At 70.9% G+C, this 22,109-nt stretch carries 19 protein-coding genes and 2 pseudogenes; 10 read left to right on the forward strand and 11 right to left on the reverse strand.

The window, feature by feature from the left end; translation table 11 throughout:
• Positions 1 to 5: 5 nt before the first annotated feature.
• Both ABT324_RS08195 and ABT324_RS08200 read right to left on the reverse strand, forming a co-directional pair.
• Positions 6 to 805, reverse strand: a pseudogene (locus ABT324_RS08195) (amino acid permease).
• Between the two features lie 106 nt (positions 806 to 911).
• Positions 912 to 992 carry a putative leader peptide gene (locus tag ABT324_RS08200; RefSeq protein ID WP_502949713.1) on the reverse strand — a complete coding sequence of 27 codons (81 nt, stop codon included), beginning with the start codon at positions 990 to 992 and terminating at the stop codon, positions 912 to 914.
• 385 nt (positions 993 to 1,377) lie between these two features.
• Between ABT324_RS08200 and ABT324_RS08205 the strand changes: the two genes are divergently transcribed.
• Both ABT324_RS08205 and ABT324_RS08210 read left to right on the forward strand, forming a co-directional pair.
• Complete coding sequence (locus tag ABT324_RS08205; protein ID WP_351173617.1) at positions 1,378 to 1,626, forward strand: hypothetical protein; 249 nt, start codon at positions 1,378 to 1,380, stop codon at positions 1,624 to 1,626.
• A gap of 51 nt (positions 1,627 to 1,677) precedes the next feature.
• On the forward strand, positions 1,678 to 2,343 hold the full coding sequence (locus ABT324_RS08210) for a peptidylprolyl isomerase (RefSeq protein WP_351173620.1): 666 nt from the start codon (positions 1,678 to 1,680) through the stop codon (positions 2,341 to 2,343).
• Positions 2,344 to 2,684: 341 nt separating this feature from the next.
• Here the strand turns inward: ABT324_RS08210 and ABT324_RS08215 are convergent, their stop codons facing one another.
• From ABT324_RS08215 to ABT324_RS08225, 3 genes are read right to left on the reverse strand one after another with little or no spacing between them, the layout of a single operon-like run.
• Complete coding sequence (locus tag ABT324_RS08215) at positions 2,685 to 4,244, reverse strand: FAD-dependent monooxygenase (RefSeq protein ID WP_351173623.1); 1,560 nt, start codon at positions 4,242 to 4,244, stop codon at positions 2,685 to 2,687.
• A 24-nt stretch (positions 4,245 to 4,268) separates the two neighbouring features.
• Complete coding sequence (locus ABT324_RS08220) at positions 4,269 to 4,886, reverse strand: acyl-CoA-like ligand-binding transcription factor (RefSeq protein WP_351173626.1); 618 nt, start codon at positions 4,884 to 4,886, stop codon at positions 4,269 to 4,271.
• Positions 4,887 to 4,932: 46 nt separating this feature from the next.
• Entirely contained in the window at positions 4,933 to 6,390 is a 1,458-nt protein-coding gene (locus tag ABT324_RS08225) for a xylulokinase (RefSeq protein ID WP_351173629.1), read from the reverse strand.
• Positions 6,391 to 6,451: 61 nt separating this feature from the next.
• On the opposite strand from ABT324_RS08225, the gene ABT324_RS08230 reads away from it, so the two are divergent.
• Entirely contained in the window at positions 6,452 to 7,285 is an 834-nt protein-coding gene (locus ABT324_RS08230; RefSeq protein ID WP_351173632.1) for a class I SAM-dependent methyltransferase, read from the forward strand.
• A 14-nt stretch (positions 7,286 to 7,299) separates the two neighbouring features.
• Here the strand turns inward: ABT324_RS08230 and ABT324_RS08235 are convergent, their stop codons facing one another.
• From ABT324_RS08235 to ABT324_RS08245, 3 genes are all read right to left on the reverse strand, one after another.
• The gene (locus tag ABT324_RS08235) at positions 7,300 to 10,257 is read right to left on the reverse strand and encodes an ATP-binding protein (RefSeq protein WP_351173634.1); all 2,958 of its coding nucleotides are present in this window, start codon (positions 10,255 to 10,257) and stop codon (positions 7,300 to 7,302) included.
• A 389-nt stretch (positions 10,258 to 10,646) separates the two neighbouring features.
• On the reverse strand, positions 10,647 to 11,399 hold the full coding sequence (locus tag ABT324_RS08240; protein ID WP_351173637.1) for an IclR family transcriptional regulator: 753 nt from the start codon (positions 11,397 to 11,399) through the stop codon (positions 10,647 to 10,649).
• 54 nt (positions 11,400 to 11,453) lie between these two features.
• Complete coding sequence (locus ABT324_RS08245; protein ID WP_351173640.1) at positions 11,454 to 12,788, reverse strand: MFS transporter; 1,335 nt, start codon at positions 12,786 to 12,788, stop codon at positions 11,454 to 11,456.
• A 237-nt stretch (positions 12,789 to 13,025) separates the two neighbouring features.
• On the opposite strand from ABT324_RS08245, the gene ABT324_RS08250 reads away from it, so the two are divergent.
• The 5 genes from ABT324_RS08250 to ABT324_RS08270 all read left to right on the forward strand — a co-directional run bounded on the left by ABT324_RS08250 (position 13,026) and on the right by ABT324_RS08270 (position 18,386).
• Entirely contained in the window at positions 13,026 to 14,192 is a 1,167-nt protein-coding gene (locus tag ABT324_RS08250; protein ID WP_351173643.1) for an acyl-CoA dehydrogenase family protein, read from the forward strand.
• Positions 14,193 to 14,321: 129 nt separating this feature from the next.
• Positions 14,322 to 15,524 (forward strand): CaiB/BaiF CoA transferase family protein, encoded by a 1,203-nt coding sequence (locus ABT324_RS08255; RefSeq protein ID WP_351173646.1) that lies wholly within the window; start codon positions 14,322 to 14,324, stop codon positions 15,522 to 15,524.
• A 310-nt stretch (positions 15,525 to 15,834) separates the two neighbouring features.
• A complete protein-coding gene (locus ABT324_RS08260) occupies positions 15,835 to 17,298 on the forward strand; it encodes an amidase family protein (RefSeq protein ID WP_502949714.1) in 1,464 nt (487 codons plus the stop codon).
• Between the two features lie 160 nt (positions 17,299 to 17,458).
• Positions 17,459 to 18,079, forward strand: a complete 621-nt coding sequence (locus ABT324_RS08265; RefSeq protein ID WP_351173649.1) for a class I SAM-dependent methyltransferase — start codon at positions 17,459 to 17,461, stop codon at positions 18,077 to 18,079.
• A 49-nt stretch (positions 18,080 to 18,128) separates the two neighbouring features.
• Positions 18,129 to 18,386 carry a helix-turn-helix transcriptional regulator gene (locus tag ABT324_RS08270; protein ID WP_351173652.1) on the forward strand — a complete coding sequence of 86 codons (258 nt, stop codon included), beginning with the start codon at positions 18,129 to 18,131 and terminating at the stop codon, positions 18,384 to 18,386.
• Here ABT324_RS08270 and ABT324_RS08275 read toward each other — a convergent pair.
• Positions 18,378 to 18,443: pseudogene (locus tag ABT324_RS08275) on the reverse strand (hypothetical protein); the annotation flags it as partial. The gene ABT324_RS08270 and the pseudogene ABT324_RS08275 overlap by 9 nt on opposite strands.
• A 90-nt stretch (positions 18,444 to 18,533) precedes the next feature.
• Here ABT324_RS08275 and ABT324_RS08280 point away from each other — a divergent pair.
• Together ABT324_RS08280 and ABT324_RS08285 are read left to right on the forward strand one after the other, a co-directional pair.
• Positions 18,534 to 19,058: a DUF5753 domain-containing protein gene (locus tag ABT324_RS08280; protein WP_351173655.1), complete on the forward strand. Its 525-nt coding sequence runs from the start codon at positions 18,534 to 18,536 to the stop codon at positions 19,056 to 19,058.
• Positions 19,055 to 19,243, forward strand: coding sequence for a DUF397 domain-containing protein (locus ABT324_RS08285; protein WP_351173658.1), 189 nt, complete (start codon positions 19,055 to 19,057; stop codon positions 19,241 to 19,243). The genes ABT324_RS08280 and ABT324_RS08285 overlap by 4 nt, the downstream gene beginning before the upstream one ends.
• Before the next feature lie 58 nt (positions 19,244 to 19,301).
• Here the strand turns inward: ABT324_RS08285 and ABT324_RS08290 are convergent, their stop codons facing one another.
• Both ABT324_RS08290 and ABT324_RS08295 read right to left on the reverse strand, forming a co-directional pair.
• Positions 19,302 to 20,447 carry a M20 family metallopeptidase gene (locus tag ABT324_RS08290; protein WP_351173661.1) on the reverse strand — a complete coding sequence of 382 codons (1,146 nt, stop codon included), beginning with the start codon at positions 20,445 to 20,447 and terminating at the stop codon, positions 19,302 to 19,304.
• 35 nt (positions 20,448 to 20,482) lie between these two features.
• Positions 20,483 to 21,991: an AbgT family transporter gene (locus ABT324_RS08295; RefSeq protein ID WP_351173712.1), complete on the reverse strand. Its 1,509-nt coding sequence runs from the start codon at positions 21,989 to 21,991 to the stop codon at positions 20,483 to 20,485.
• Between the last annotated feature and the right edge of the window lie 118 nt (positions 21,992 to 22,109).

Here is a 22,109-nt window from a genome sequence, read left to right on the forward strand (position 1 = left end):
AGCGTTCAACCGCGCGGTGCCCGGCGTCGGCGGACCTCGTAGCCGACGAGCACCACCGCCAGGGTGACCAGGCTCAGCCAGAACTGCGACCGCGTGTCCGGCAGGACCGCCATCGCCGCGATCACCGCCAGCATCAGCGCGATGGTCAGGTAGCTCAGCCACGGGAACAGCCACATCTTGAGCGGCAGCTGCGCGGCGTCCACCCGGCGTCGCAACCGCACCTGGGAGATCGCGATGACCAGGTACACGAACAGCGCCACCGCGCCGTAGGAGTTGACCAGGAACGCGAAGACCAGGTCGGGGGAGGTGTAGGCGGCGATCACCGACAGGTAGCCGACGACGGTGCCCGCCAGCAACGCGCGGCGCGGCACCCCGCTGCGGCTGAGCTTGGTGAGCCCGCTCGGCGCGTCACCCCGCTGGGTCAGCGCGAACAGCATGCGCGAGGAGGCGTAGAGCGCGGAGTTCAGGCAGGACAGCACGGCGGTGAGCACGATGGCGTTCATGATCGTGCTGGCGCCCGGCACGTGCAGCGCCTGCAGCGCCGCCGCGTACTGAAGAAGTACCAGTACATCCAGCCGACCGCGAAACCGGCGCGCTCGCCCAGGGCCTCGCGGGCGTAGGCGTAGAAGGAGCCGAGCGCGGGGCGCGCCACGGTCATCTCGGCCAGCATCCGCATGATCAGCACGGTGAGCGCACCGGCGACGAGGAACGAGATCACCGCCGCGGGCCCGGTGGAGCCGATCACCACCCCGCTGCCGACGAACAACCCGGCTCCGATCACCCCGCCGAGGGCGATCAGGCTCATGTGCCTGCGCTTCAGGCCCTGGGCCAGGCCTGCGGTGTCGACGCCAGGGGCGTGCTGCGAAGACATGCGTGGTTCCTCAAGGTGTTGGAGCGGCGGTCGCGGAGCGTCACGCGCGACAGGCAGCACTGGTGACCCGGCACGTGTCCACGTGCCGTCGAGCCACCAACATCACGAGCCTCGGAACCACGGCGGAGGATGCTACGCGGACAGCGGCCGCAGCCGGAGCCGTCCCACATGCCGGACCGCGAGCCGGTGCCTCCTGCTGCTGGTTGTGGACATCGTTGCGCGGTACGGGGTTCGCGGCGATCCATGCGCGAACCGCCCGAGCCTTGCCTGGTCATGGCCACCGGGCCGCGGTGCGGCGGGATACCCAGCGACCTTCGATGGTCTATCTAATATTCACTTATGAAGCATAAGTCCAGGTAAATGCGCATATGATCGTGTTGTAAGAAGCTATGTTCAAGTCACTTGACGGTTGACCGGGTCACGTGGTCACCAGTACGGTGCAGAGCGGAAGCGGTACCGACGTCCGGTCGGCACGCGCACTGTCGAACAACCCAAGGGTGGTGAGGATGGCGCTCCGCGAGCAGCAGCCGACCCGGCCGGAGCAACGCCGAGCAACAGCCGCCCCGCCCCCAGCCCTGCACGCGGCCCCGGAGTCCCTGACCTGCGCCCTCGCCGCAACCCTCCTGGAAGAGACCTACCGGACGCTCGACGAGACCTACGCCGTCCTGGGCCTGACCCGCTGGAACCAACCCCCAGCGCAAGCCCTCGCCCAAGCCCGCACCCTTCGCGCGGACCCCCGTCCGGCGCTGCGGTGACTCGTCCGTTCGCCGGTGTGGCAGGTCCGCTCGGGTGATTAGGTTCGTCGCATGAAGTTGCGCTGGTTCGCTGGAATCCTCGCGGTAATCCTCGCCGCCACCCCCGCCGCCGTTGCGAACGCCGAGTCGCCGCGGCCGCCGCACCGCACGACGTGCGAGTACATCCCGACCCCGGAGAACCCGGCGGCCCGCGAGGTGTCCCCGCCGAAGCCGAAGGCGAAGTCCCGGGGCACGGTCCGGGCCGAGATCGAGACCAACCACGGCGACATCGTGGTGGAGCTGGACCGCGCGAACGCCCCGTGCGCGGTGCACAACCTCGTGCACCTGGCGCGCAGCGACTTCTACGACCGGTCCCGCTGCTGGCGGCTGACCAACTCCGAGCGGCTCGGCGTGCTGCAGTGCGGCGACATCTGGTCGGTGGAGGAGGGTGGCCCCGGCTACCGGTTCGCCGACGAGGTGACCGGCGCGGAGACCTACCCGCGCGGCACGATCGCGATGGGCAACCAGGGGCCGGACACCAACGGCAGCCAGTTCTTCATCGTCCACTCGCACGCCAACATCAAGCCCGCGTACACGGTCCTGGGCCGCGTCGTGCGAGGCATGGAGGTCCTGGACGCGATCGTGGCGGGCGGCATCGTCCCCGGTGAGAACGGCGACCCGGGCGACGGCGAACCAGTCCTCCCCGTCGAGATCGAGCACGTCAAGATCCGCGGCTGAGCCTCGCCGCACGCAACTTCCACCGGAATCGCATGTCTGGTTCCGAAGAGGTGATCTCAGTGAAAGCGTCCCGACGCATCACCGGCGTGTCGGGTGCCCAACACACCGGTGGTTACAGTTTCAATTGAAACTGTAACCACCTGGCGACACGTCACCACACTCGCGCGCCCGAAGTGAAGGGCACCTTTCGCCGGTTCAGTCGGAGGAGGCGCCCTTCAGCAACGCCCGCGATCGGCGCTGGGTGCCGGTGGAAGCGGTTTCGGCGCTTGCCTGGGGTTGCAGTTTCAGTTGAAACTGTGAATCATCCGGCAACTCACCTGTGCGGGTCCGGTGAGATCACCTCAATGGAAGTTGCGTTGTGGGGGCCGGTTCCTTGGGTTGCTGGTTGTCGTTGGGTGGGGGTGCCGGTGGGGGCCGAACCAGGTGGTGAGGGCTTCGTGGAGAGGGTTGGGGGAGTCGGCGGTCCAGGCGATGTGGCCGTCTGGGCGGAGGAGCATCGCCGGGGCTTCGGATCGGGTCCTGATGATGTCGACCCGGTCTGACCAGCCGGAGGCTGCTTCGGCCAAGGCGTCGGTCGCACCGAGGAGCAGGGGGCGGCCGGTGGTGGTCAGGTCCGCGAGGCGGACGGGTCCCGTTGGGCCCTCCAGGTGCAGGTCGGGTGCCCACCGGCCGACGAGGGGGTGCGGGTCGCCCAGGTCGTAGCGGATGTCCGCGCCGGACATGGTGTTCGCGATGTGCTGGACGTTGTGCGGGTTCTGCAGGAGTTCGCCGAACAGCTCGCGGAGGGCGGTGGTCTCCGGCCCGGGGGAGAGCAGCGCCGACTGGGCCTGGGTGTGCATGACCACGCGCTCGGCCACCGGTCGGCGCTCCGACTCGTAGCTGTCCAGCAGGCCGGGTGGTGCCCAGCCGTGCAGTTCCGCGGCGAGCTTCCAGCCCAAATTCACCGCGTCCTGCAGACCCAGGTTCAGCCCCGGCCCGCCGATCGCCGAGTGGACGTGCGCGGAGTCGCCGAGCAGCAGGACCCGGCCGTCGCGGTAGCGCTCGGCCAGCCGGGTGTTGCCGCCGACCAACCGCCGCAGGTGGCCGTCGCCAGCGGGCGGCTGGAGCGGGACATCGGTGCCGAGCACCCGGTGCGCGCTCGCGCGCAGTTCCTCCAGCGTCATCGGCGACCGGTCGTCGACCGACGGGTCCCACTCCATCGTGGACACGATCCACGGCCGGTCGGGGAACGGGACGAAGGCGAACACGCCGCGCTCGGTCCGGTGGTGGACGAAGGGCGGGATGCGGCCGGTGCCGGGCAGGTCGAGCCCGCCGGTCCGCTCGTCGAGCAGTTCCCGGGGCACCGACACGTGCGCCAACCGGGAGACCACGTCCGTGCGGGACACGCCGGGGAAACCGATGCCGAGCAGCTTGCGCGTGGTGCTGCGCCCGCCGTCCGCGCCGACCAGGAACCGGGTGTCCAGCTGGTAGTCGCCGGTGGGGCTGCTGACCTGGGCGATGACCGCGTCGTCGGTCTGCGTGAACCCGGTGAGCTCGTGGCCGCGGCGGATCTCGGCGCCCAGCTCGACCGCGCGTTCCTCGAGGACCTGCTCAACCCGGTGCTGCGGCACACCCAGGACGTGGAGTGGGTTGTCCTCGAGTTCGGCCAGGGGCAACGGGAACCCGCCGAACACGAAGGTCGGGGCCGGGCGCGGCGGTTCGGCGGTCCCGGTGAGGCGCCGGTGCAGGCCGCGGCGGTCGAACAGGCGCACCACCTGGCCGACCAGGCCGTTGGCGCGGTTGCGGGGCACGAGCTCCGGCTCGCGCTCCAGCACCGCGGCGCGGACCCCGGCCAGGCCGAGTTCGGCGGCGAGCATCAGCCCGTTGGGGCCGCCACCTGCGATGACGACGTGTGCTGACATGGGGTTCTCCCTCGGCTCGGATGGTCAGGGGGTGGGGAGACCGGTGGCGAGCTGGTGGAGCGCGTCGCGCAGCAGCGGAGCCATCGGGACGGGTTCGCTGGCGTGCAGCCAGTGCCCGATGGCTGTCGTCATGGCGGCCCCGACCGCGGCGGCGACCAGCTTCGGGTACAGGTCGCGCTCGACGTCGGTGCCGGTGCGCTCGGCGACGGCCGCGGCGAACTCGGCTTCGGCGGCTGCCACGGCTTTGCGGAGCTCGCCTTGTAGCGCCGGTTCCGAGACCATCAGCCGGACGCCGTCGAGCCACTGCTGTGCCGGCTCGCGCTCGCCGGTGCCCTCCGCCAGGCCGAAGCGTGCCAGCACGGCGTGGGTGATGGCCTCCCACAGCGGTTCGGCCTCGGGGCGGGCGCGCAGTTCGACCGCGATCTGGCGTGCCCGTTCCTGGTGGCGCGCGGCGATCGCCTCGCCCTTGCTGGCGAAGTAGTTGTTGAAGGTGCGCGGCGAAACGCCGACCTCGGCGGCGATGTCCTCCACCCGCACCGCGTCGAGCCCGCGTTCCACCACCAGGCGGATGGTCGCCCAGCTCAGCGCGTTGCGGGTCTCCTGCTTCTTGCGTTCGCGCAGGCCTGGCTGCTCGGTGTTCACGAGTACCACCGTAGGCAAGAATTGCGCGTCGCGCAAAAATGCGCGATCAGCAAGTTTCGGCGGCGCGCCAGGTGGTGAGGTGGGTGTGGATGCCGCGCAGGGCCTCGTGGGATTCGCGGTAGGCCTCGAACAACGGGGTCAGCCGGTCGGCGTCGGCGGCCGGGGTGAAGACCCGGTCGACCGCGACGGTCGCTGCGGCGGCGGTCGCGATGTCCGGGTGGGCGCCGGTGCCGACCGCGCCCAGCAGGGCCGCGCCCAGGACCGCGGCGTCGTGGACCCGCAGCCGCTCGACCGGGCGTCGCAGCACGTCGGCGTGGATCTGGGTCCACAGGTCGCTGCGGGCCCCGCCACCGGAGAAGGCCAGCGACGGCAGTGGGAACCCGCACGCGTGTTCCACCGGGCCCAGCACGTGGCGGGCGGACATCGCCACGCCCTGCAGGACCGCGCGGCACAGGTCCGCCTGCGAGGTCGACGAGCTGAGCCCGAGGAAGCTCCCGCGCACCTCGGGATCCCACAGCGGGGCGCGCTCGCCCACCAGGTGCGGGGTGAAGACCACACCGGGCTCGCCAGCCTCCGCCGCGGCCAGCACCTCCTCGACCCCCAGGCCGGAAGCGCGGCACCACCAGCGCAGGGCGTCCCCCGCCGCCTGGGTCGGCCCGGCGTGCACGTGCAGCCCGTCCTTGGGTGGGAAGGTCACGACCTCCGGTGTCGGCACCGACTCGGCGGATGCGCCCGCCACGACCAGCGACGTCCCGCACGACACCATGCCCCGTCCCGGCTCGGTGGTGCGGGTGCCGAACACCGCGCCGTAGGCGTCCATCGTGCCCACCACGACGTCGGCCCCGAGCTCGGCCGCTGGCCCCAGCACGACCTCGGGCGCGGCGATCTCCGGCAGCTTGCCGGGCAGGCCGTCGACCAGCTCGACCGCTTCCCGCAGGTAGCCGGTCGGGCCCGCGACGCGGACCGCGGACAGCTGGTCGGTGGCGATCCGCCCGGTCAGCTTCGCGATCACGAAGTCCTTCGGGCTCAGCACCCAGCGCGTCCGCGCCCACAGCTCGGGCTCGGCGCGGGCGAACCACTCCGCGCGGGAACCGGCGAACGACGCGTCGAGCACGATCGGACCGCCCCAGATGCGCTCCTTGTCCGCCGGGGTCAACCGCGCGTCGAGTTCCCGGGCGACCTCGGCGCAGCGCTGGTCCTGCCAGATGATCGCCGGGGCGAGCGGGCGCAGCTGGTCGTCGACGAACACGTGGGTGTTGACCTGGCTGACCACACCGACCGACCGCACCGCGCTCGCGTCCAACCCGGCGAGCACCGCGCGGAGGCCTTCGGTGCAGCCGCGCCACCAGTCCAGCGGGTCCTGCTCGGCCCAACCCGGGCGCGGGCGGTGGATCGGGTAGGCGGTGGTGTGCGCCGCGACGAGGGTCCCACCCAGGTCGAAAGCGGCCACCTTCACAGCGGTCGTACCCACATCGATGCCCACCATCAGCGCTGGTCGTGCCATGCACACACATCTACACGACGGTGTGTGCGGGTTGTGTGCGCGGGGCGGCAGCATGCTCGGCATGCAGATCGTGAACGAGCACCAGGCCGAGGCCTGGAACGGCTACGAGGGCCAGCACTGGGCGGACAACCGGCACCGCTACGACCGGATGCTGGACGCCAGCACGGAGGCGCTGTTCGAGGTGGCGGCGATCGAGCGCGGCCACCGGGTGCTGGACGTCGGCTGCGGCACCGGGCGGACCAGCCGCACCGCCGCGCGCCGGGCCTCGGAGGTGCTGGGCGTCGACCTGTCCGCGCCGATGCTGGACCGCGCGCGGGCCGCGGCGGCCGACGAGGGGCTGGCACATGTGACCTTCGAGCAGGGCGATGCGCAGGTGCACGCCTTCCCCGCCGCGCACTTCGACGTGGCCCTCAGCCGCGGCGGGATCATGTACTTCGCTGATCCGGTCGCCGCGTTCGGCAACATCGGCGGCGCGCTGAAACCCGGCGGCCGACTCGTCTTCGGCTGCGGCCGCGACGGTTCGAGCGGCTTCGACGTGGTCTGGACGGCGATGGGCGAGCACGTCCCGCTGCCGGACCCGGCGGAGGACACCGCGCCGGGACCGGTGAACTTCACCGACGGCGCGCACATCCGAGGAGTGCTGCGCGGCGCGGGGTTCCGGGACGTGGTGTTGCGGGAGTCGGAGTCGGACTACGTGCTCGGCCTCGACGCCGACGACGCGGTGGACTTCATCTTCGGCATGGGGCCGGTCCGGTTCTGGCTGCGTGAAGCGGACCCGGTGGCGGTGGAGGAGGCGCGGGCGGCGGTGGCGGCTGCGCTGCGCCCGTTGGAGGGCGTTGGCGGGGTCACGGTGTCCGTGCCGGGTTGGGTGGTCTCAGCTACCTGGCCCGCGTGATCGGGTTCCGGTGATCAGGCGAGATTCGCCTCCACGGCGGCGAGGGCATCGGTTCTGCTGAGGGAGCGAGCGGGGTGGTCGAGCGCTGCGCGGAGCGCTCGCGTGTCGGGGTCCGTGGGATCTGGGGCGCCGCGGAGGGCTTCGGCCGCATCGAGGAGTTCCACGGCTGCGGCGGTCGCTCCCTCCCGATGTCGGAGGCGGGCGACCGCGACCGCTACGGTCGCCACCAGGGGCATGTCCAGCGTCGCCGAGGCCGTGGTGAAGGCGTCGGCGAGCTGGACGCGCGCCGTGGGCAGGTCTCCCGTTGCCACGGCGAGGTTCCCCAGTGCGCAGTCGAGCATCGCGCGCAGCGGCGTGTGCTGCGGCAGCTCGATCGACCGGTAGAAGCGGGCCGCTGCGGCGAAGTCGCCGTCGTGGCGAGCCAGGTCTCCCAGCGCCAGCTGCGCATGCCCCGCTGCGGTCGGGGCGTCGAGCAGGTCGTGCAGGCGCGCTCGCGCTTCGGCCACCGCGCCCTTGCGGTGCAGGACCTGCGCCAGCCACACCTCTTCCAGCACGGCCGGGTTCGCCGGGTCGAGCTCCCGCCGCAGCCGGACCGACTCCACCAGGGCGGATTCGGCGCGGTCGAGGTCGCCGCAGGTCAACTCCGCGTACCCGAGCGAGGACAGCGCGGTGGACCGGGCCCAGCGCTCCCCGCAGCGGCGCAACCCCTCCGTCGCGCGCACCAGGTCGGGGCGCATCGCCGCCACGCCCCCGTGGTTGGCGCAGCGGAAGGCGCGGATCAGGTGGGCCATCGCCCGCGTCCACTCGTCCGGGTGCGAGGGCAGGGGCGGCTCCTCGTCGTCGCTGGCCAGGGCCAGCGCCGCGTCGAGCAGCGCGCCCACCGGGTGGTCCGGGGCCGAGTCGCACCGGATCGGCCCCAGCCGGGCGCGGTCGGCACCGGAAAGCACGACGTTGAGCAGGTACCACACGGCGGCGACCGTCCCGGACGGGTTGTCGGTCGCGAACCGGAGTTCCTCGGCGGCTTCGGTGTGCATTCCCCGGTACGTCCACAGAGGGCCGATGTGCGCGGCTAGGCGGAGGGCGAGGCCCTCGTCGTTGGCGACGGCGAACCGCAGCGCGTCCAGCAAGTTGGTGTGCTCGTCCCCGAGTCGGCGCAGCCACTCGGGTTGTCCGGCATCGCGGCTCGAACATTCGTGGGACTCGGCGAGTTCGAGGAAGTAGCGGGCGTGCGCCTCCCGCGCGGCAGGACCTTCGCCGGAGGCGGCGAGCTGCTCGAGGCAGTACTCCCGGATCGTCTCCAGCATCCGGTAGCGCTCACCGACCCGCTGCACCAAGGACTTCTCGACGAGCGCGGTCAGCGCTTCGGCACCGCACACCGCTTCAGCGGCCTCCAGCGGGAAACCGCCCCTGAAGACCGCGAGCCACCGAGCGCCGCGAGCTTCCTCCGGGGTGAGGAGCTCCCAGCTCGCGTCCACCACCGCGCGCAGGGTGCGGTGGCGGGCGAGTGCGGTGCGGTTTCCGCCGGTCAGCAGCCGGAAGCGGTCGTCCAGCCGCGCGGCGAGCTGCTCGACCGTCAGCGAGCGCAGCCGGGCGGCGGCCAGCTCGATGGCCAGCGGGAGTCCGTCCAGCCGCCGGCAGATCTCGGCCACGGCCGCGGAGTTGTCCGGGGTGACCGCGAAGTCCCAGCGCGCGGACCTGGCGCGGTCGGCGAAGAGCTGCACTGACGAGCACTCCGCGCCGTCGGACGTCGGGAGGTCGAGCGGCTGGACGGCGAAGAGCGCTTCGCCGTCGATGCCGAGAGCTTCACGGCTGGTGGCCAGCACCCGCACGCGGGGGCAGCGGCCGAGCAGCTCGACGGTGAAGTCGGCCACGGCCGCCACGAGGTGCTCGCAGTTGTCGAGCACCAGCAACGCCTCGGTCGCGGCGAGCGCTTCGACGATCCGGTCCATCGTGGACCGCGCTCCGCGCAACCCGAGCGCTTCGACCACCGCCAGCGCAACCCCGGCCGGGTCGGCGACCGGGGCCAGCTCCACCAGCCAAGCGTCGGAGGCGACCTCCGCGGCGACCGCGGTGGCCAGCCGGGTCTTGCCGGAGCCACCCGCGCCCACCAGTGTCACGAGCCGTTCGGCACCCAACCGCTCGTGGATCTGCGCGCATTCGCGCTCCCGCCCGACGAAGCTGGTCAACGCGGTCCGCAGGTTGCTGTGCCGACGCTTCGCCGGTTCGTCGCGCAGGACGGCGAGGTGCGCCTCGGCCAGCTCGGGGCCGGGTTCGGTGCCCAGCTCCCCGACCACCGACCGGCGGACGGCGTCGAAGTGGCGCAACGCCGCAGCTCGTCGGCCGTCCGCGTGCAGCGCCCGGATCAGCAGCGCGCTCGCCCGCTCGCGCAACGGGTGCTGCGCGGTCAGCTCTGCCAGTACTGTGGCGAGCGCGCCGGGATCGCGGCCCAGCGCCAGGTCGGCGGCTGCGCGGTCCTCGACCGCGGCCAGCCGCAGTTCGGTCAGCCGCACCGCAGCGGCTGCGGCGTACGGGGCGTTGTCGGCGTCGGCCAGGGCCTCACCCCGCCACAGGTCCAACGCGTCCCGCAACAACTCCGACGCGGTGGACAGCTCGCCGCGGCTGAGCGCGAGGCGGCCTTCCCGCGCCAGCCGTTCGAAGCGGAGGACGTCGACATCGTCCGGGTCGATGTCCAGCCAGTAGCCGGAGGTCCCGGACCGCAGCACCGACTTGTCCGGCAGCGCCCGCCGCAACCGGGTCATGAGCGAGTGCAGCGCGTGCTGCGGATCGTCCAACTCCTGCTCCGGCCACAACGCCTCGGCCAGCGCGGACACCGACACCTGCCGCCCGGCGTCCACCGCGAGCCTGCTGAGGACGGCCCGCAACCGCTTCCCACCGATCCGAACGCCCACCCCACCCGACACCACTTCCAGCGGCCCGAGCACCCCCACGCGCAACCGAGCCGAGGCGTCCACCACCCACCCCCCCGCCGAACCACGAGCCCATGCCCCCACCAACCTACGTCGCCACACCCCGCCGAACCACGAGTCCCACCCATCCCACCAACACCCGAACCACAGTTTCAACTGAAACTGCGCTCCCCGCCCACGGCGAACCGCAGTTTCAGTTGAAACTGCGCCTGGTCCCCACGGTGGTTCGAGGTTTCAGTTGAAACTGCGGTCTGTCCCCACAGTGAACCGCAGTTTCAGTTGAAACTGCGCCTGGTCCCCACGGTGGTTCGAGGTTTCAGTTGAAACTGCGGTCTGTCCCCACAGTGAACCGCAGTTTCAGTTGAAACTGCGGTGTCTGTCTGCGGTGGTTCACGGTTTCAGTTGAAACTGTGGTTCAGGAGGGTTCGGGGTGGTCAGAAGCGGCCTGCGAGGTGTTGGGAGATCTCGTGCGCTGCTGCTTTCGTGGCTTCGGCGATCTCGGTGATCTCGTCGGCCATGCGGTTGCTGGGGCCCGCCACCGCGATCGCCGCCACCACCTTGCCCTTCTCGAAGATCGGGGCTCCGACTCCGCTGCGGTCCGGGAGGGTTTCGCCGCGGTTGATCGCCACCCCGGCCTCGGCGACCTCGTCGAGTTGGCGGCGGATCTGGTCGCGCTGGGCCGGGTCGGGCAGGTGTCCGGTCAGGTAGGACTCGCGGAACCGCCCGGTGCCGAAGGCCAGGAGGCACTTGCCGGAGCTGGTCGGGTGCATTGGGCGGCGGGTGCGCAGCGGGGCCGAGTAGCGGATCGGCTCGGTGGACTCGATCGCGTCGGTGTAGACGACCGAGTCCCCGACCGGGGTGGCCAGCATGACGGTCTCGTCGAACTGGCGGTGCAGCCGCTCCATCACCGGACGGGCGGCTTCGGCGACGGTCGGTGGTGCGGCGGCCAGCAGCGAGTTGATCGCCGGGCCGATCCGGTAGGCGCTGCCCTCCTCGCGCAGGTAGCCGGTGGCGACCAGGCCCTTGACCAGGCCGTGCACCGACGAGCGTGGGGCGTCCAGCGCGGTGGCCAGCTCGGCCAGCCGCACCCCGGACCGGCTCGCCGCCGCCAGCTCGAGGATCGTGGTGACCCGCGAGACCGTGCGGTGCGCTTTGGCTGCTCCAGCAGGTGGCACTGCGATCCCCATCGTCGTCACGAGTTTCCCCGTCGAACCTACCGCCGCCGTCGTTCCCGGAGCCGATCAGGTCCGCTCGGCGACCGGCCGTTCGGCCACCGCGGTGAGCCGCTTGGCCTGGTCGAACAACGCGCCCACCCCGATGAAGGCGGCTCCGGCGACGAACATCAGCGACACCGCCCAGGTGCCGTTGCCCGGCGTCGCGGTGACCAGGGCCAGCGCGGCCAGCGGTGCCAGGCCACCGGAGAACGCGCCGCCGACCTCGCGTCCGGTGCCCAGGCCGGACGCGCGGGTCGCGGTCGGGAACTGCTGGGCGAGGAACGCGCCCTGGGCGCTGAGCATCGCGGGCACCACGATGCCGGTGGCCAGCACCAGCGCGGCCCAGATCAGCGCGCTGCGCCCGGAGTCGAGCATCCAGAAGAACGGGAAGGCCAGCGCGGCGGTGGCCACCGCGCCCACCAGCACCACGGTCTTGGCGCCCACCCGGTCGCAGAGCCGACCCGCGATCGGCACCGTGATGATGGCGCAGGCGCTGGCCAGCGTGATGCCGAAGGAGCCGATGTTGGCCGGGACGTCGCGGAACTCGGTCAGGTAGGACAGCGAGAAGGTCTTGAACACGTAGCTGACGCCGTTGTAGCCGACGGTGATCGCCAGCACCACGGCCAGCCCGCGCCAGTCCGAGCGGAGCAGCGAGCGCAGCGGCTGGGAGCCCCCGCGGCGGTGCTGCTGCGCCGAGCGCTCGAACTCCGGGGTCTCCGGCATCTGCCTGCGGACCCAGAAACCCAGTCCCACCAGGGCGAAGCTGGCCACGAACGGGATGCGCCAGCCCCAGGTGTAGAGGAACTCCTCGTCGAAGCTGGTGAGCACGGTGACGGTCAGCGAGGAGGTGAACAGTCCGATGTTGACACCCAGCGCGGGCAGCGAACCGAGGCGACCGCGGGACTTCGCGTCCGCGTGCTCGTAGGCGACCGCGATCGCGCTGCCCAGCTCGGCCCCGGCGCCCAAGCCCTGCAGCAGCCTCAGGACCACCAGCAGCACGGGCGCGAGGATGCCGACCGACTCGTAGGTGGGCAGCAGTCCGATCAGGCCGGAGGAGATGCCCATCAGCAGGAAGGTGACCGACAGGACCACCTTGCGGCCGAACTTGTCGCCGAGCATCCCGAAGACGATGCCGCCGAAGGGGCGGGCCAGGAAGCCGACGGCGAAGGTCGCCATCGCGGCCAGGGTGGCGGTGGTCGGGTCGCCGGACGGGAAGAACAACCGACCGAAGACCAGCGCGGCCATCGAGGCGTAGAGGTAGAAGTCGAACCACTCCAGGGCCGATCCGATCACCACGGCGGGACCGACGGCCTTGCGGGAGGCCGGGTTCGGGGGTGCCGGGGCAGCGCTGCCAAGCGTCATCGCTCAAGTCCTATTCGCCGGTGATCATCGCGCAACCGCGCGGGGAACCGCTCCGGGGCGGGAAGCGACGTTCATATATAGGAACGCCGTGTCGTCAGTGTGAACCTACGAAGTGAACGGCATCACTGTCAAGGCTTCGCGGCGGGTTGACAGGCGGGCTCGGCGCGGATCATCGTGTTCACATATCTGAGCTTGTGTACGCAAATACGAACACCGCGCGTTCGGGAGGACCACGCCATGCACTTCGAGCTGACCGCGGACCAGGCGGACCTGCGGGCGGGCGCGCGCGACCTGGCCCGCAGCTTCTCCGACGACTACTGGGCGGAGTGCGACGCGGCCAGCCGGTTCCCGTGGGAGTTCTACAAGGCCTTCGCCGAAGGCGGCTGGCTCGGCATCGCCATCCCCGAGCAGTACGGCGGCGGCGGGCTCGGCATCCTGGAAGCGGCGCTGCTGCTGGAAGAAGTCGCCGCCTCCGGGGCCGGGATGAACGGTTGCAGCACCATGCACCTGACGATCTTCGGGCTCAACACCATCGTCAAGCACGGCAGCGAACAACTGCGGCAGGAGGTCCTACCCGCCGCCGCGGACGGATCGCTGCACGTGTGCTTCGGCGTCACCGAACCCGACGCGGGCACCGACACCACCCGCATCTCGACCTTCGCCCAGCGCGTCGACGGCGGCTACCGGATCAACGGCCGCAAGGTGTGGATCACCAAGGCCGGTGACTCGCAGAAGATGGTGCTCATCGCGCGGACCACCCGGCGCGAGGACGTCGACCGGGCCCCCGACGGGATGTCGCTGTTCCTGATCGACATCGACCCCGAGCACGTGCACCTGAGCCCGATCCCGAAGCTGGGCCGCAACGCGGTGGCCTCCTACGAGGTGGTCATCGACGACCTGTTCGTCCCGGACAGCGCCCGGGTCGGCGAGGAGGGCCAGGGCTTCCGGTACCTGCTCGACGGGCTCAACCCGGAACGCATCCTGCTGGCCCACGAAGCGCTGGGCATCGGCCGCGCCGCCCTGGACCGCGCGGTGCGCTACGCCCAGGACCGGGTCGTCTTCGACCGGCCCATCGGCCAGAACCAGGGGATCGCCTTCCCGCTGGCGGAGGCGGCGACCCGGTTGGACGCCGCCGAGCTGATGGCCCGCAACGCCGCCTGGCGCTACGACCAGGGCCTGTCCTGCGGGCGCGAGGCGAACATGGCCAAGTGGTTGTGCGCCGAAGCCGGGTTCCAGGCCGCTGACCAGGCGATCCAGACCCACGGCGGGATGGGCTACGCCCGCGAGTACCACGTGGAGCGCTACTTCCGCGAGTCCCGCATCCTCCGCCTCGCCCCGGTCAGCCAGGAGATGGTGCTGAACTACGTCGCCACCCACGTCCTCGGCCTCCCCAAGTCCTACTGACCCGCCCCCGCGCCGTCCCGGCGCAACTTCGATGGGGATCAGACACCTGATCCCCATGGGAGTTGCGGGTGGTCCGGTGCGCCGGGGTCGGGGGAGCGGTGGAAGATCATCGAGTGAACAGGACGGTTCATGAACGCAGCTGAAACCACCGGGAGCCTGCGCGGGATCCGCGTGCTCGACCTGTCGCGGATCCTGGCGGGTCCGCTGTGCTCGCAGATGCTCGCCGACCACGGGGCCGAGGTGATCAAGGTCGAACCGCCCGCCGGGGACGACACCCGCAGCTGGGGGCCGCCGTTCGTCACCGGGACCATGAGCGCCTACCACAGCGGGCTCAACCGCAACAAGGCGAACATCTGCCTGGACCTGGCCACCCCGGAGGGGCAGCGGGTGCTGGGCGAGCTGCTGTCCGATGTGGACGTCGTGGTGGAGAACTTCAAGGCCGGGACGCTGGCCAAGTGGGGCTACTCCGACGAGGTCATCGCCGAGCGCTTTCCGAAACTGGTGCACTGCCGGATCACCGGGTTCGGCACCGATGGCCCGATGGGCTCCACCCCTGGCTACGACGCGATCCTGCAGGCCTACGGCGGGTTGTTGAGCGTCAACGGCGAGAAGTCCGGGCCGCCGCTGCGGGTGGGGGTGCCCGTCGTGGACATGGTGACCGGCATCTACGCCTTCTCCGGGGTGCTGCTGGCGCTGCACGACCGGCACGCCACCGGGCGCGGGCAGCTGGTGGACTGCACGCTACTGGACACCGCCGTGTCGCTGCTGCACCCGCACTCCGCCGCGTGGCTGGCCTCCGGGGTGGTCCCGCAGCGCACCGGTTCGGCGCACCCGTCGATCGCCCCGTACGACACCTTCGACGCCGCGGACGGCCCGATCTTCATCAGCGGCGGCAACGACCGCCAGTTCCGCGCCATGGCCGAGGTCCTGGGGTTGCCGGAGATCACCAACGATCCGCGGTTCACCACCAACGCCGACCGGGTCGGCAACATGGCCGTGCTGCGGGACATCCTCGCCGCGCCGATCCGCGCCCGGACCCGGCAGGATCTCGCGGCAGCGCTGCTGGCGCGCGGTGTGCCCGCGACTCCGGTGCACGACGTCGGTGAAGCGCTCACCGACCCGCAGGTGCTGCACCGGGAGATGGTGGTGGAGAAGGACGGTTACCGGGGGACCGGGATCCCGATCAAGCTGGGCCGCACCCCCGGCGGCGTCCGCACCGCCCCGCGTGAGCAGGGCGCCGACACCAGGCGGGTCCTGGCGAGGCTGGGCTACTCAGACGACGAGATCACGGCGCTGATCGAAGCCGACATCGCCTCGACGAGCCCGTCATAGTCCGCGCGCTCCCCGAGGCGCGGTCCGGAGCTCGTGATCGTGGTGGTGCCCATCGGAGGTGACGCCGTCCAGGACGGCATCGCTGCTGAAGTTGCCGCTGCACCGGCACGTGCCCGGGGCGACCAGCTGGTGGAGCTGATGCGCGACGCGGTGCGCCAAGTCAGGCTGACCAAGCCCCGCACGGGCTCCACCACTGATCGCCGAACCCCCACGAAAGTCGCTTGCCGCCACCGGCCCCCCGTAGTCTGATGTCCCCATGCGCAGGACCCGCGCGCTCGCGCTGATCATCGCTCTGACCACCGGGATCCTCATGACCACGCACGACGTGCGCGGGGCCGGTGCGGCTCCGGCGCTCGACTTCGACCTCGGCACCGCCACCATCCCGCAGCTGCAGGAGCGGATGTCCGGCGGTTCGCTCACCTCCACCGCGTTGACCCACGCCTACCTGCACCGGATCCGCACCGTGGACCCGCTGATCAACTCGGTGCTGCGGACGAATCCGGCGGCGTTGGCGCAGGCGGCGGCCAGCGACGTCCGGCACCGGACCGGGCGGGTGCTCGGCCCGCTGGACGGCATCCCGGTCCTGCTCAAGGACAACGTGGACACCCGGGACATGCCGACGACCGCCGGTTCGCTGGCGCTGGCCGGGGCGCCGCCGGACACCGATGCGGAGCTGGTGACCCGGCTGCGGGACGGGGGTGCGGTGATCCTCGGCAAGGCGAACCTCTCCGAGTGGGCCAACTTCCGCGCCGCAGCCCCGACCTCCGGCTGGTCCGCGGTCGGCGGGCAGACCCACAACCCCTACGTGCTGGACCGCAACCCGTGCGGTTCGTCGTCGGGGTCCGGCGCTGCGCTGGCCGCGTCGTTGGCGCAGGTGGCGATCGGTACCGAGACGGACGGGTCGATCGTGTGCCCGGCGGGGATGACCGGTGTCGTCGGGCACAAGCCGAGCTTGGGACTGGTCAGCGGAGCCGGGGTGGTGCCGATCTCGGCCGAGCAGGACACCGCCGGGCCGATGGCGCGCAACGTCGTCGACGCGGCCCTGACGCTGGCCGTGCTGCGGGGATCGGACCCGGTCGTCCCGCGGGGCGAGCTGGCGGGCAAGCGCATCGGGTTGTGGCGGCTGCCGGAGCTCGGCCCGGAGGTCGACGCGCTGGTGGTGCGCGCCGCGGAGCAGTTCCGGGCGGCGGGCGCGGAGGTGGTCGAGGTGACCCCGCCGTACCAGGACCGGCTGGGCGAGTTGGAGTTCCCGGCGCTGCTCAGCGAGTTCCACCGCGACATCGACGCCTACCTGGCCACCCGGGAGGGGCCGCAGGACCTCGCCGAGCTCATCGAGTTCACCCGGACCACGCCCGAGGAGCAGACCTGCTTCGCCGGGCAGGAACTCTTCGAGCAGGCCCTCGTCGCGCCGCCGACGACGGACCCGGGGTACCGGGCAATGCGCGCGGAGCTGACCGAGCTGGCCAAGCGCTCGATCGACGAGACGATGGCGGAGCACCACCTGGACGCGATCGCTGCCCCGACCAATCCTCCTGCCTGGACCACGGACTGCGGGCGCGGCGACGACGACGTCATCCCGTCCTCGACCCCGGCCGCGGTGGCGGGCTACCCGTCGACGTCGGTGCCCGCGGGGTTCGTCGGTGAGCTCCCGGTGGGGCTGCTCCTGATGGCCGGTGACCGGCAGGACTCCGCGCTGCTGTCGCTGGCGGCGGCGGTGGAGCAGGAGCTGGCGGCTTGGCAGCCGCCGAAGTTCCTGCCTTCGGTGGACGGGTGAACGCGTTGCCGACGGATCGGCGGGTTCAGTGACCCCGGTTCGTCATGGTCGAGGAAATCGCCGCTCCAGCACGGGAATCGTGGGTACCGGTGGCCGTGGTCGGATGTCGATCATCCTTTCGTGCGGACGTGATCGCGGTCGTGGTCGGTAGGGTCGGGGGATGAGCGTCGATGGGGACCGCACTGATCGGTGGCGCGCCTACTGGGACCGCTCCGCGAGCGGCTACGACGAGGTGATGGGCCGCTTCGAGCGGGTGATGGCGCGCGGCAGTCGCCAGTGGGTGTGCTCCCGCGCGGCGGGCGAGGTGCTGGAGGTCGCCATCGGCACCGGCCTCAACATCCCGCTCTACGGGGATGTCCGGCTGACCGGCGTGGAGTGGAGCCCGCGGATGCTGGATCTCGCGCGGCAGCGGGCGCGCGAGCTCGACGTGCCGGTGGACCTGCGCGTGGGCGACGCGCAGGACCTGCCGTTCCCGGACACCACCTTCGACACCGTGGTGTGCACCTTCGGCCTGTGCGCCATCCCGGACGAGAAGCGGGCGATCGCCGAGATGGCGCGCGTCCTGCGTCCGGGCGGGAAGCTCCTGCTGCTCGACCACGTGTCGGCCTCGCCGTGGCCGGTGCGGCTCCTCCAGCGACTGGTCGAGCTGGTGACGATCCCCCTCGGCGGCGAGCACTTCCGCCGCCGCCCCCTCCCGCTGGTCGAAGCGGCAGGCCTGCAGGTGGAGGAGTCCGACCGATTCCGGCTGGGCATCATCGAACGCCTCTGCGCCCGCAAATAGACCCCGGCAGCTGGCGCCACGCTGAGCCGGAAAGCCCCGCGCACGGCAGTTGGGGGCAGAGCTTCGGCAGAAGCGCAAGGAGGCCGGGCTCAGCACGCACAAGCTCGGAAGCTTGCTCGGGCGCTCTCACACGCATGTTTCTCGTTGGGAGAACGGAAAGCTCACTCCCAGCGAGGCGGACACCAGCGCCGTGCTGACACACCCGGTGTCACCGGTGCTGAACGGGACAGACCTCTCGAACTCGCGCGCGACGCCGCTGACCCCAATTGGGTGGCTCCAGGGATTGATCGACAGCTCGCTGCGCTGACCGAGTTCTCGCGTAATCGGTGGTCTGGAGCAGACCCGGGAGCAGCAGGTGTTGCACGTTGGTGATGCGCTGAGCCGTGCGCCCGTAGGCGAACCTCCTCGGCTAGGCGCAGTTTCAATTGAAACTGCGGTTTGCCCCTCAACGGAGTTGCAGTTTCAATTGAAACTGCGGTTTCGGCGGAAGTTGCGGCAGGGGTCCGGCAGCCAAGCCATCATCCTGGGAGCGGGTGCCACCCGAGGTGAGGCTGAGCAGCGCGTCAACTACCGGCTCGGTCGTCGAGATGTGTTGACCAGGTCCCGCAACCCGGTGAAGTTCTGCGCCATCATCGGTGAGCACGCGCTCCGCCACCCACCGTGCGACGACACGGTCATGCTCGACCAGTTGCGGCAGCTGGAGAAGTGGGCGGAACTCGCCAACGTTTCGATCCAAGTCCTCCCGGTCAACCGCACCTACAGCCCGGCGCTCGAAGGACCGTTTGTCCTGATCGAGTTCGATCGAACAAAGCCCGTGGTGCAACTGGAGCACTACCGGTCCAGCACTACGATCACCGACGCCAGGGACGTCGGCGACTACCAGGCTGCAGCGGACGTTCTCCGCTGCGCCGCGATGGACACCGATGCAAGCGCGGCGTTCATCGCCGAGATTGCAGACAGGATGGAGCAGGAGCAATGACCCCCACTGGATGGCGGAAGTCGAGTTTCAGCGGAAACCAGGGCGATTGCGTCGAGGTCGGACGGGTCGGTGGTGGTGCGGCGGTACGGGACACGAAGAACCGTGCTGCGGGGTACTTAACCACCGGTCGTGAGCAGTGGACGGCTTTTGTCGCGGCGGTCAAGGACGGACGCTTCGACAGGTAGGAACGACCGAGTGGCAGCGCCCGCCTGGAGTTCGTGCCAGGCGGGCGCTGCCGTCTACTCAGAAGTTGCGGAGGTTGCTGATCAGGGTGGCCAGGGTGGCGATCTGGCCGGGGGATTCGCTCGGGACCACGTGCTCGTCGCGGGAGTGCGGGCCTGCTCCGACCGCGCCGAGGCCGTCGAGGACTGGCTTGTCCAGGGCCGAGACGAAGTTCGCGTCGCTGACACCGCCCACCGAGGTGCCCTGCAGGATTCGGCCGTGCTCCTGCGCCGCAGCCTTGGCGTGCTCGAAGAGCTTTTCCGAGAGCGGGTTCGGGTTCATCGGCGGGCGGTTCCAGCTGCCGGTGAGCTCGACCTGGATGCGCTCGTCGGACACTGACAGCTCGCGGAAGCCCGCGTCGATCCGGGCCATCTCTGCCGGGTCCTGGATGCGGATGTCGATCTCGCAGGTCGCCCGTCCGGCCACCACGTTGCGTCCGGTGCCGCCGTTGAGCAGTCCGACGTTGATCGTGGTGCCGCGCTCCGGTGCGGCGAGCGCGGTGATCGCCGGGATCAGCTCGGCGATGGCGTGGATGGCACTGGCACCCGCCGTCGGGTCGAGCCCGGCGTGCGATTCGACGCCCCGCACCGCCAGGTCGAACAGGCCGAGCCCCTTGCGGCGGATCTTCGCCATGCCCTCGCGGCTGGGCTCCAGCACGAGCGTCGCGGTCGACTCGGTGCACGCCTGCTCGATGTGCGGGCGCGAGGCGAGGCTGCCGATCTCCTCGTCGCCGTTGAGCAGGAACCGCACCGACGGGTGCGGGACGTCCAGCTCGCGGAGCAGGCGCAGTGCCCACACGCCGTGCACCAGGCCGAGCTTCATGTCCAGGCAGCCGGGTGCGGTGATGCGGTCGCCGTCGACGGTGAACGGCCACTCCGCGAGCGTGCCCACCGGCCACACCGTGTCGTAGTGGCACAGCAGCAGGACCGTCCCGTCGGTGGTGCCGGGGTAGGTGACGTCGAGGACGTCGCCGCGCTCGCCGCCGTCGTGGCGCTGGCGGGCGGTCGGTTCACCGAGGCGCTCGGTGAGCCAGCGCTCGATGTCGGCCAGCCCGGCGTCCAGCGCCTGCTTGTCGTTGCTGGGGGTTTCGTGCTCCACCAGCCTGCGCAGGTCCGCGAGCACCTCCGGGAGCTCCTGCTCGGCCCGGGCCAGCAGCGTCGTCGTCACAAACTCACCTCTCAGATCTGTCGAATCGGGACGGCTCAGTGCACCGGGGCGCCGGGGCCGAGTGGGATGCCGAGGGCCCACCAGGCGATGAACAGCAGCGTCCAGCTGACCAGCACGGCGAAGGAGATCGGGAGCGTCAGCGACATCAGGGTGCCGATCCCGGCTTCCTTGCGGTAGCGCTGCAGCAGGCCGAGGGCCATCGCGAAGTACGGGCTCATCGGGGTGATCAGGTTGGTCGCCGAGTCCGCGATCCGGTACACCGCCTGCGTCGTCTCCGGCGAGACGTCCAGCAGCATCAGCATCGGCACCACGATCGGGGCCATCAGCGCCCACTGCGCGGAACCACTGGTGATCACCAGGTTGATGCAGGTGACCAGCACGATCAGGCCGAGGAACAGCACCAGCGGGTGCACGTTGGCCGACTTCAGCAGCGCCGCGGCGTGGATGGCGAGGACCTCGCCCATGTGGGTCCACTTGAAGTAGGCCAGAAACTGCGAGGCGGCGAAGAACAGCACCACCACCGGCGCCAGGTCGACGACGCCCTTGGACATCGCGCCCGGGATCTCGCGGGCGGTGGCCAGGCTGCCGGTGGTGCGGCCGTAGACCGCGCCGGTCAGTAGGAAGACCACCCCGAGCAGGTAGGCGACGCCGGTGACGACCGGCGAGTTGAGGATGCCACCGTCCTCCCCGCGGAACGGCGAGGCGGGCGGGGCCAGCGCGGCCACCAGCAGGACGAGGACGGCCAGCAGGGTGAGCCCGGCGTTACGCAGGCCGCGGCGCTCGACCGCGCTGAGCTGCATCTCGCCCAGCTGCTCGTCGAGCCCGTCGCTGTCGGCGGTCATCCCCGCGGCGCGCCTGGTGAGCACGAACTCGGTGACCAGCGTGATCACCACGGCCAGGAAGAGCGCCGAGGCGATCGAGAAGAAGTAGTTGGCCAGCGGGGTGACCACGTAGGTCGGGTCGATGAAGTGCGCCGCCGAGGTGGTCAACCCGGCCAGCAGCGCGTCGGTCGGGGTGAGCAGCAGCGAGGCGTTGTACCCGGCCGAGATCGAGCCGAACGCGACCACCAGGCCCAGGATCGGGCTGCGGCCGACCGCCTTGAACACCAGCGCGCCCAACGGGATCAGCACCACGTAGGCGGCGTCGGAGGCGACGCTGCCGCTGATGCCGGTCAGCGCGACGACGAAGGTCAGGTACTTCGCCGGGACGCGTGTGACGCTGCCGCGCAGCATCGCGTTGAGCAGGCCGCTCTGCTCGGCGACCGAGACACCCAGCATCACCACGATGATCAGCGCCAGCGGCGGGAACTTGGCGAAGTTCTCCACCGCGTCGCCGATGATCGTGGCCAGCCCGTCGGCGGTGAGCAGGCTCTTGACCCGGATGGTCTCGCCGTCCACCGGGGACACCGCCGAGGCGCCGAGGGCGTTGAGCACCGCGCTGAGCGCCACGACCACGACGGCCATCATCGTGAACAGCCAGAACGGGTGGGGCAGCTTGTTCCCGACGCGTTCGACGCCGCGCAGGAAGCCCAGCAGCAGCGACATCGACCGGGTGGGCCGCGCGTTCTCCGTGTTGGTCAACCGAGCTCCTAGAAGTCCTGTCCGGCCGCCCTGGGCCGATGGCGGTCATTCAAAACGGACGTGACGCGATCTGTCAATCATG

This window comes from Saccharopolyspora sp. NPDC000359 (assembly GCF_040300525.1).
Taxonomy (GTDB): Bacteria; Actinomycetota; Actinomycetes; order Mycobacteriales; family Pseudonocardiaceae; genus Saccharopolyspora.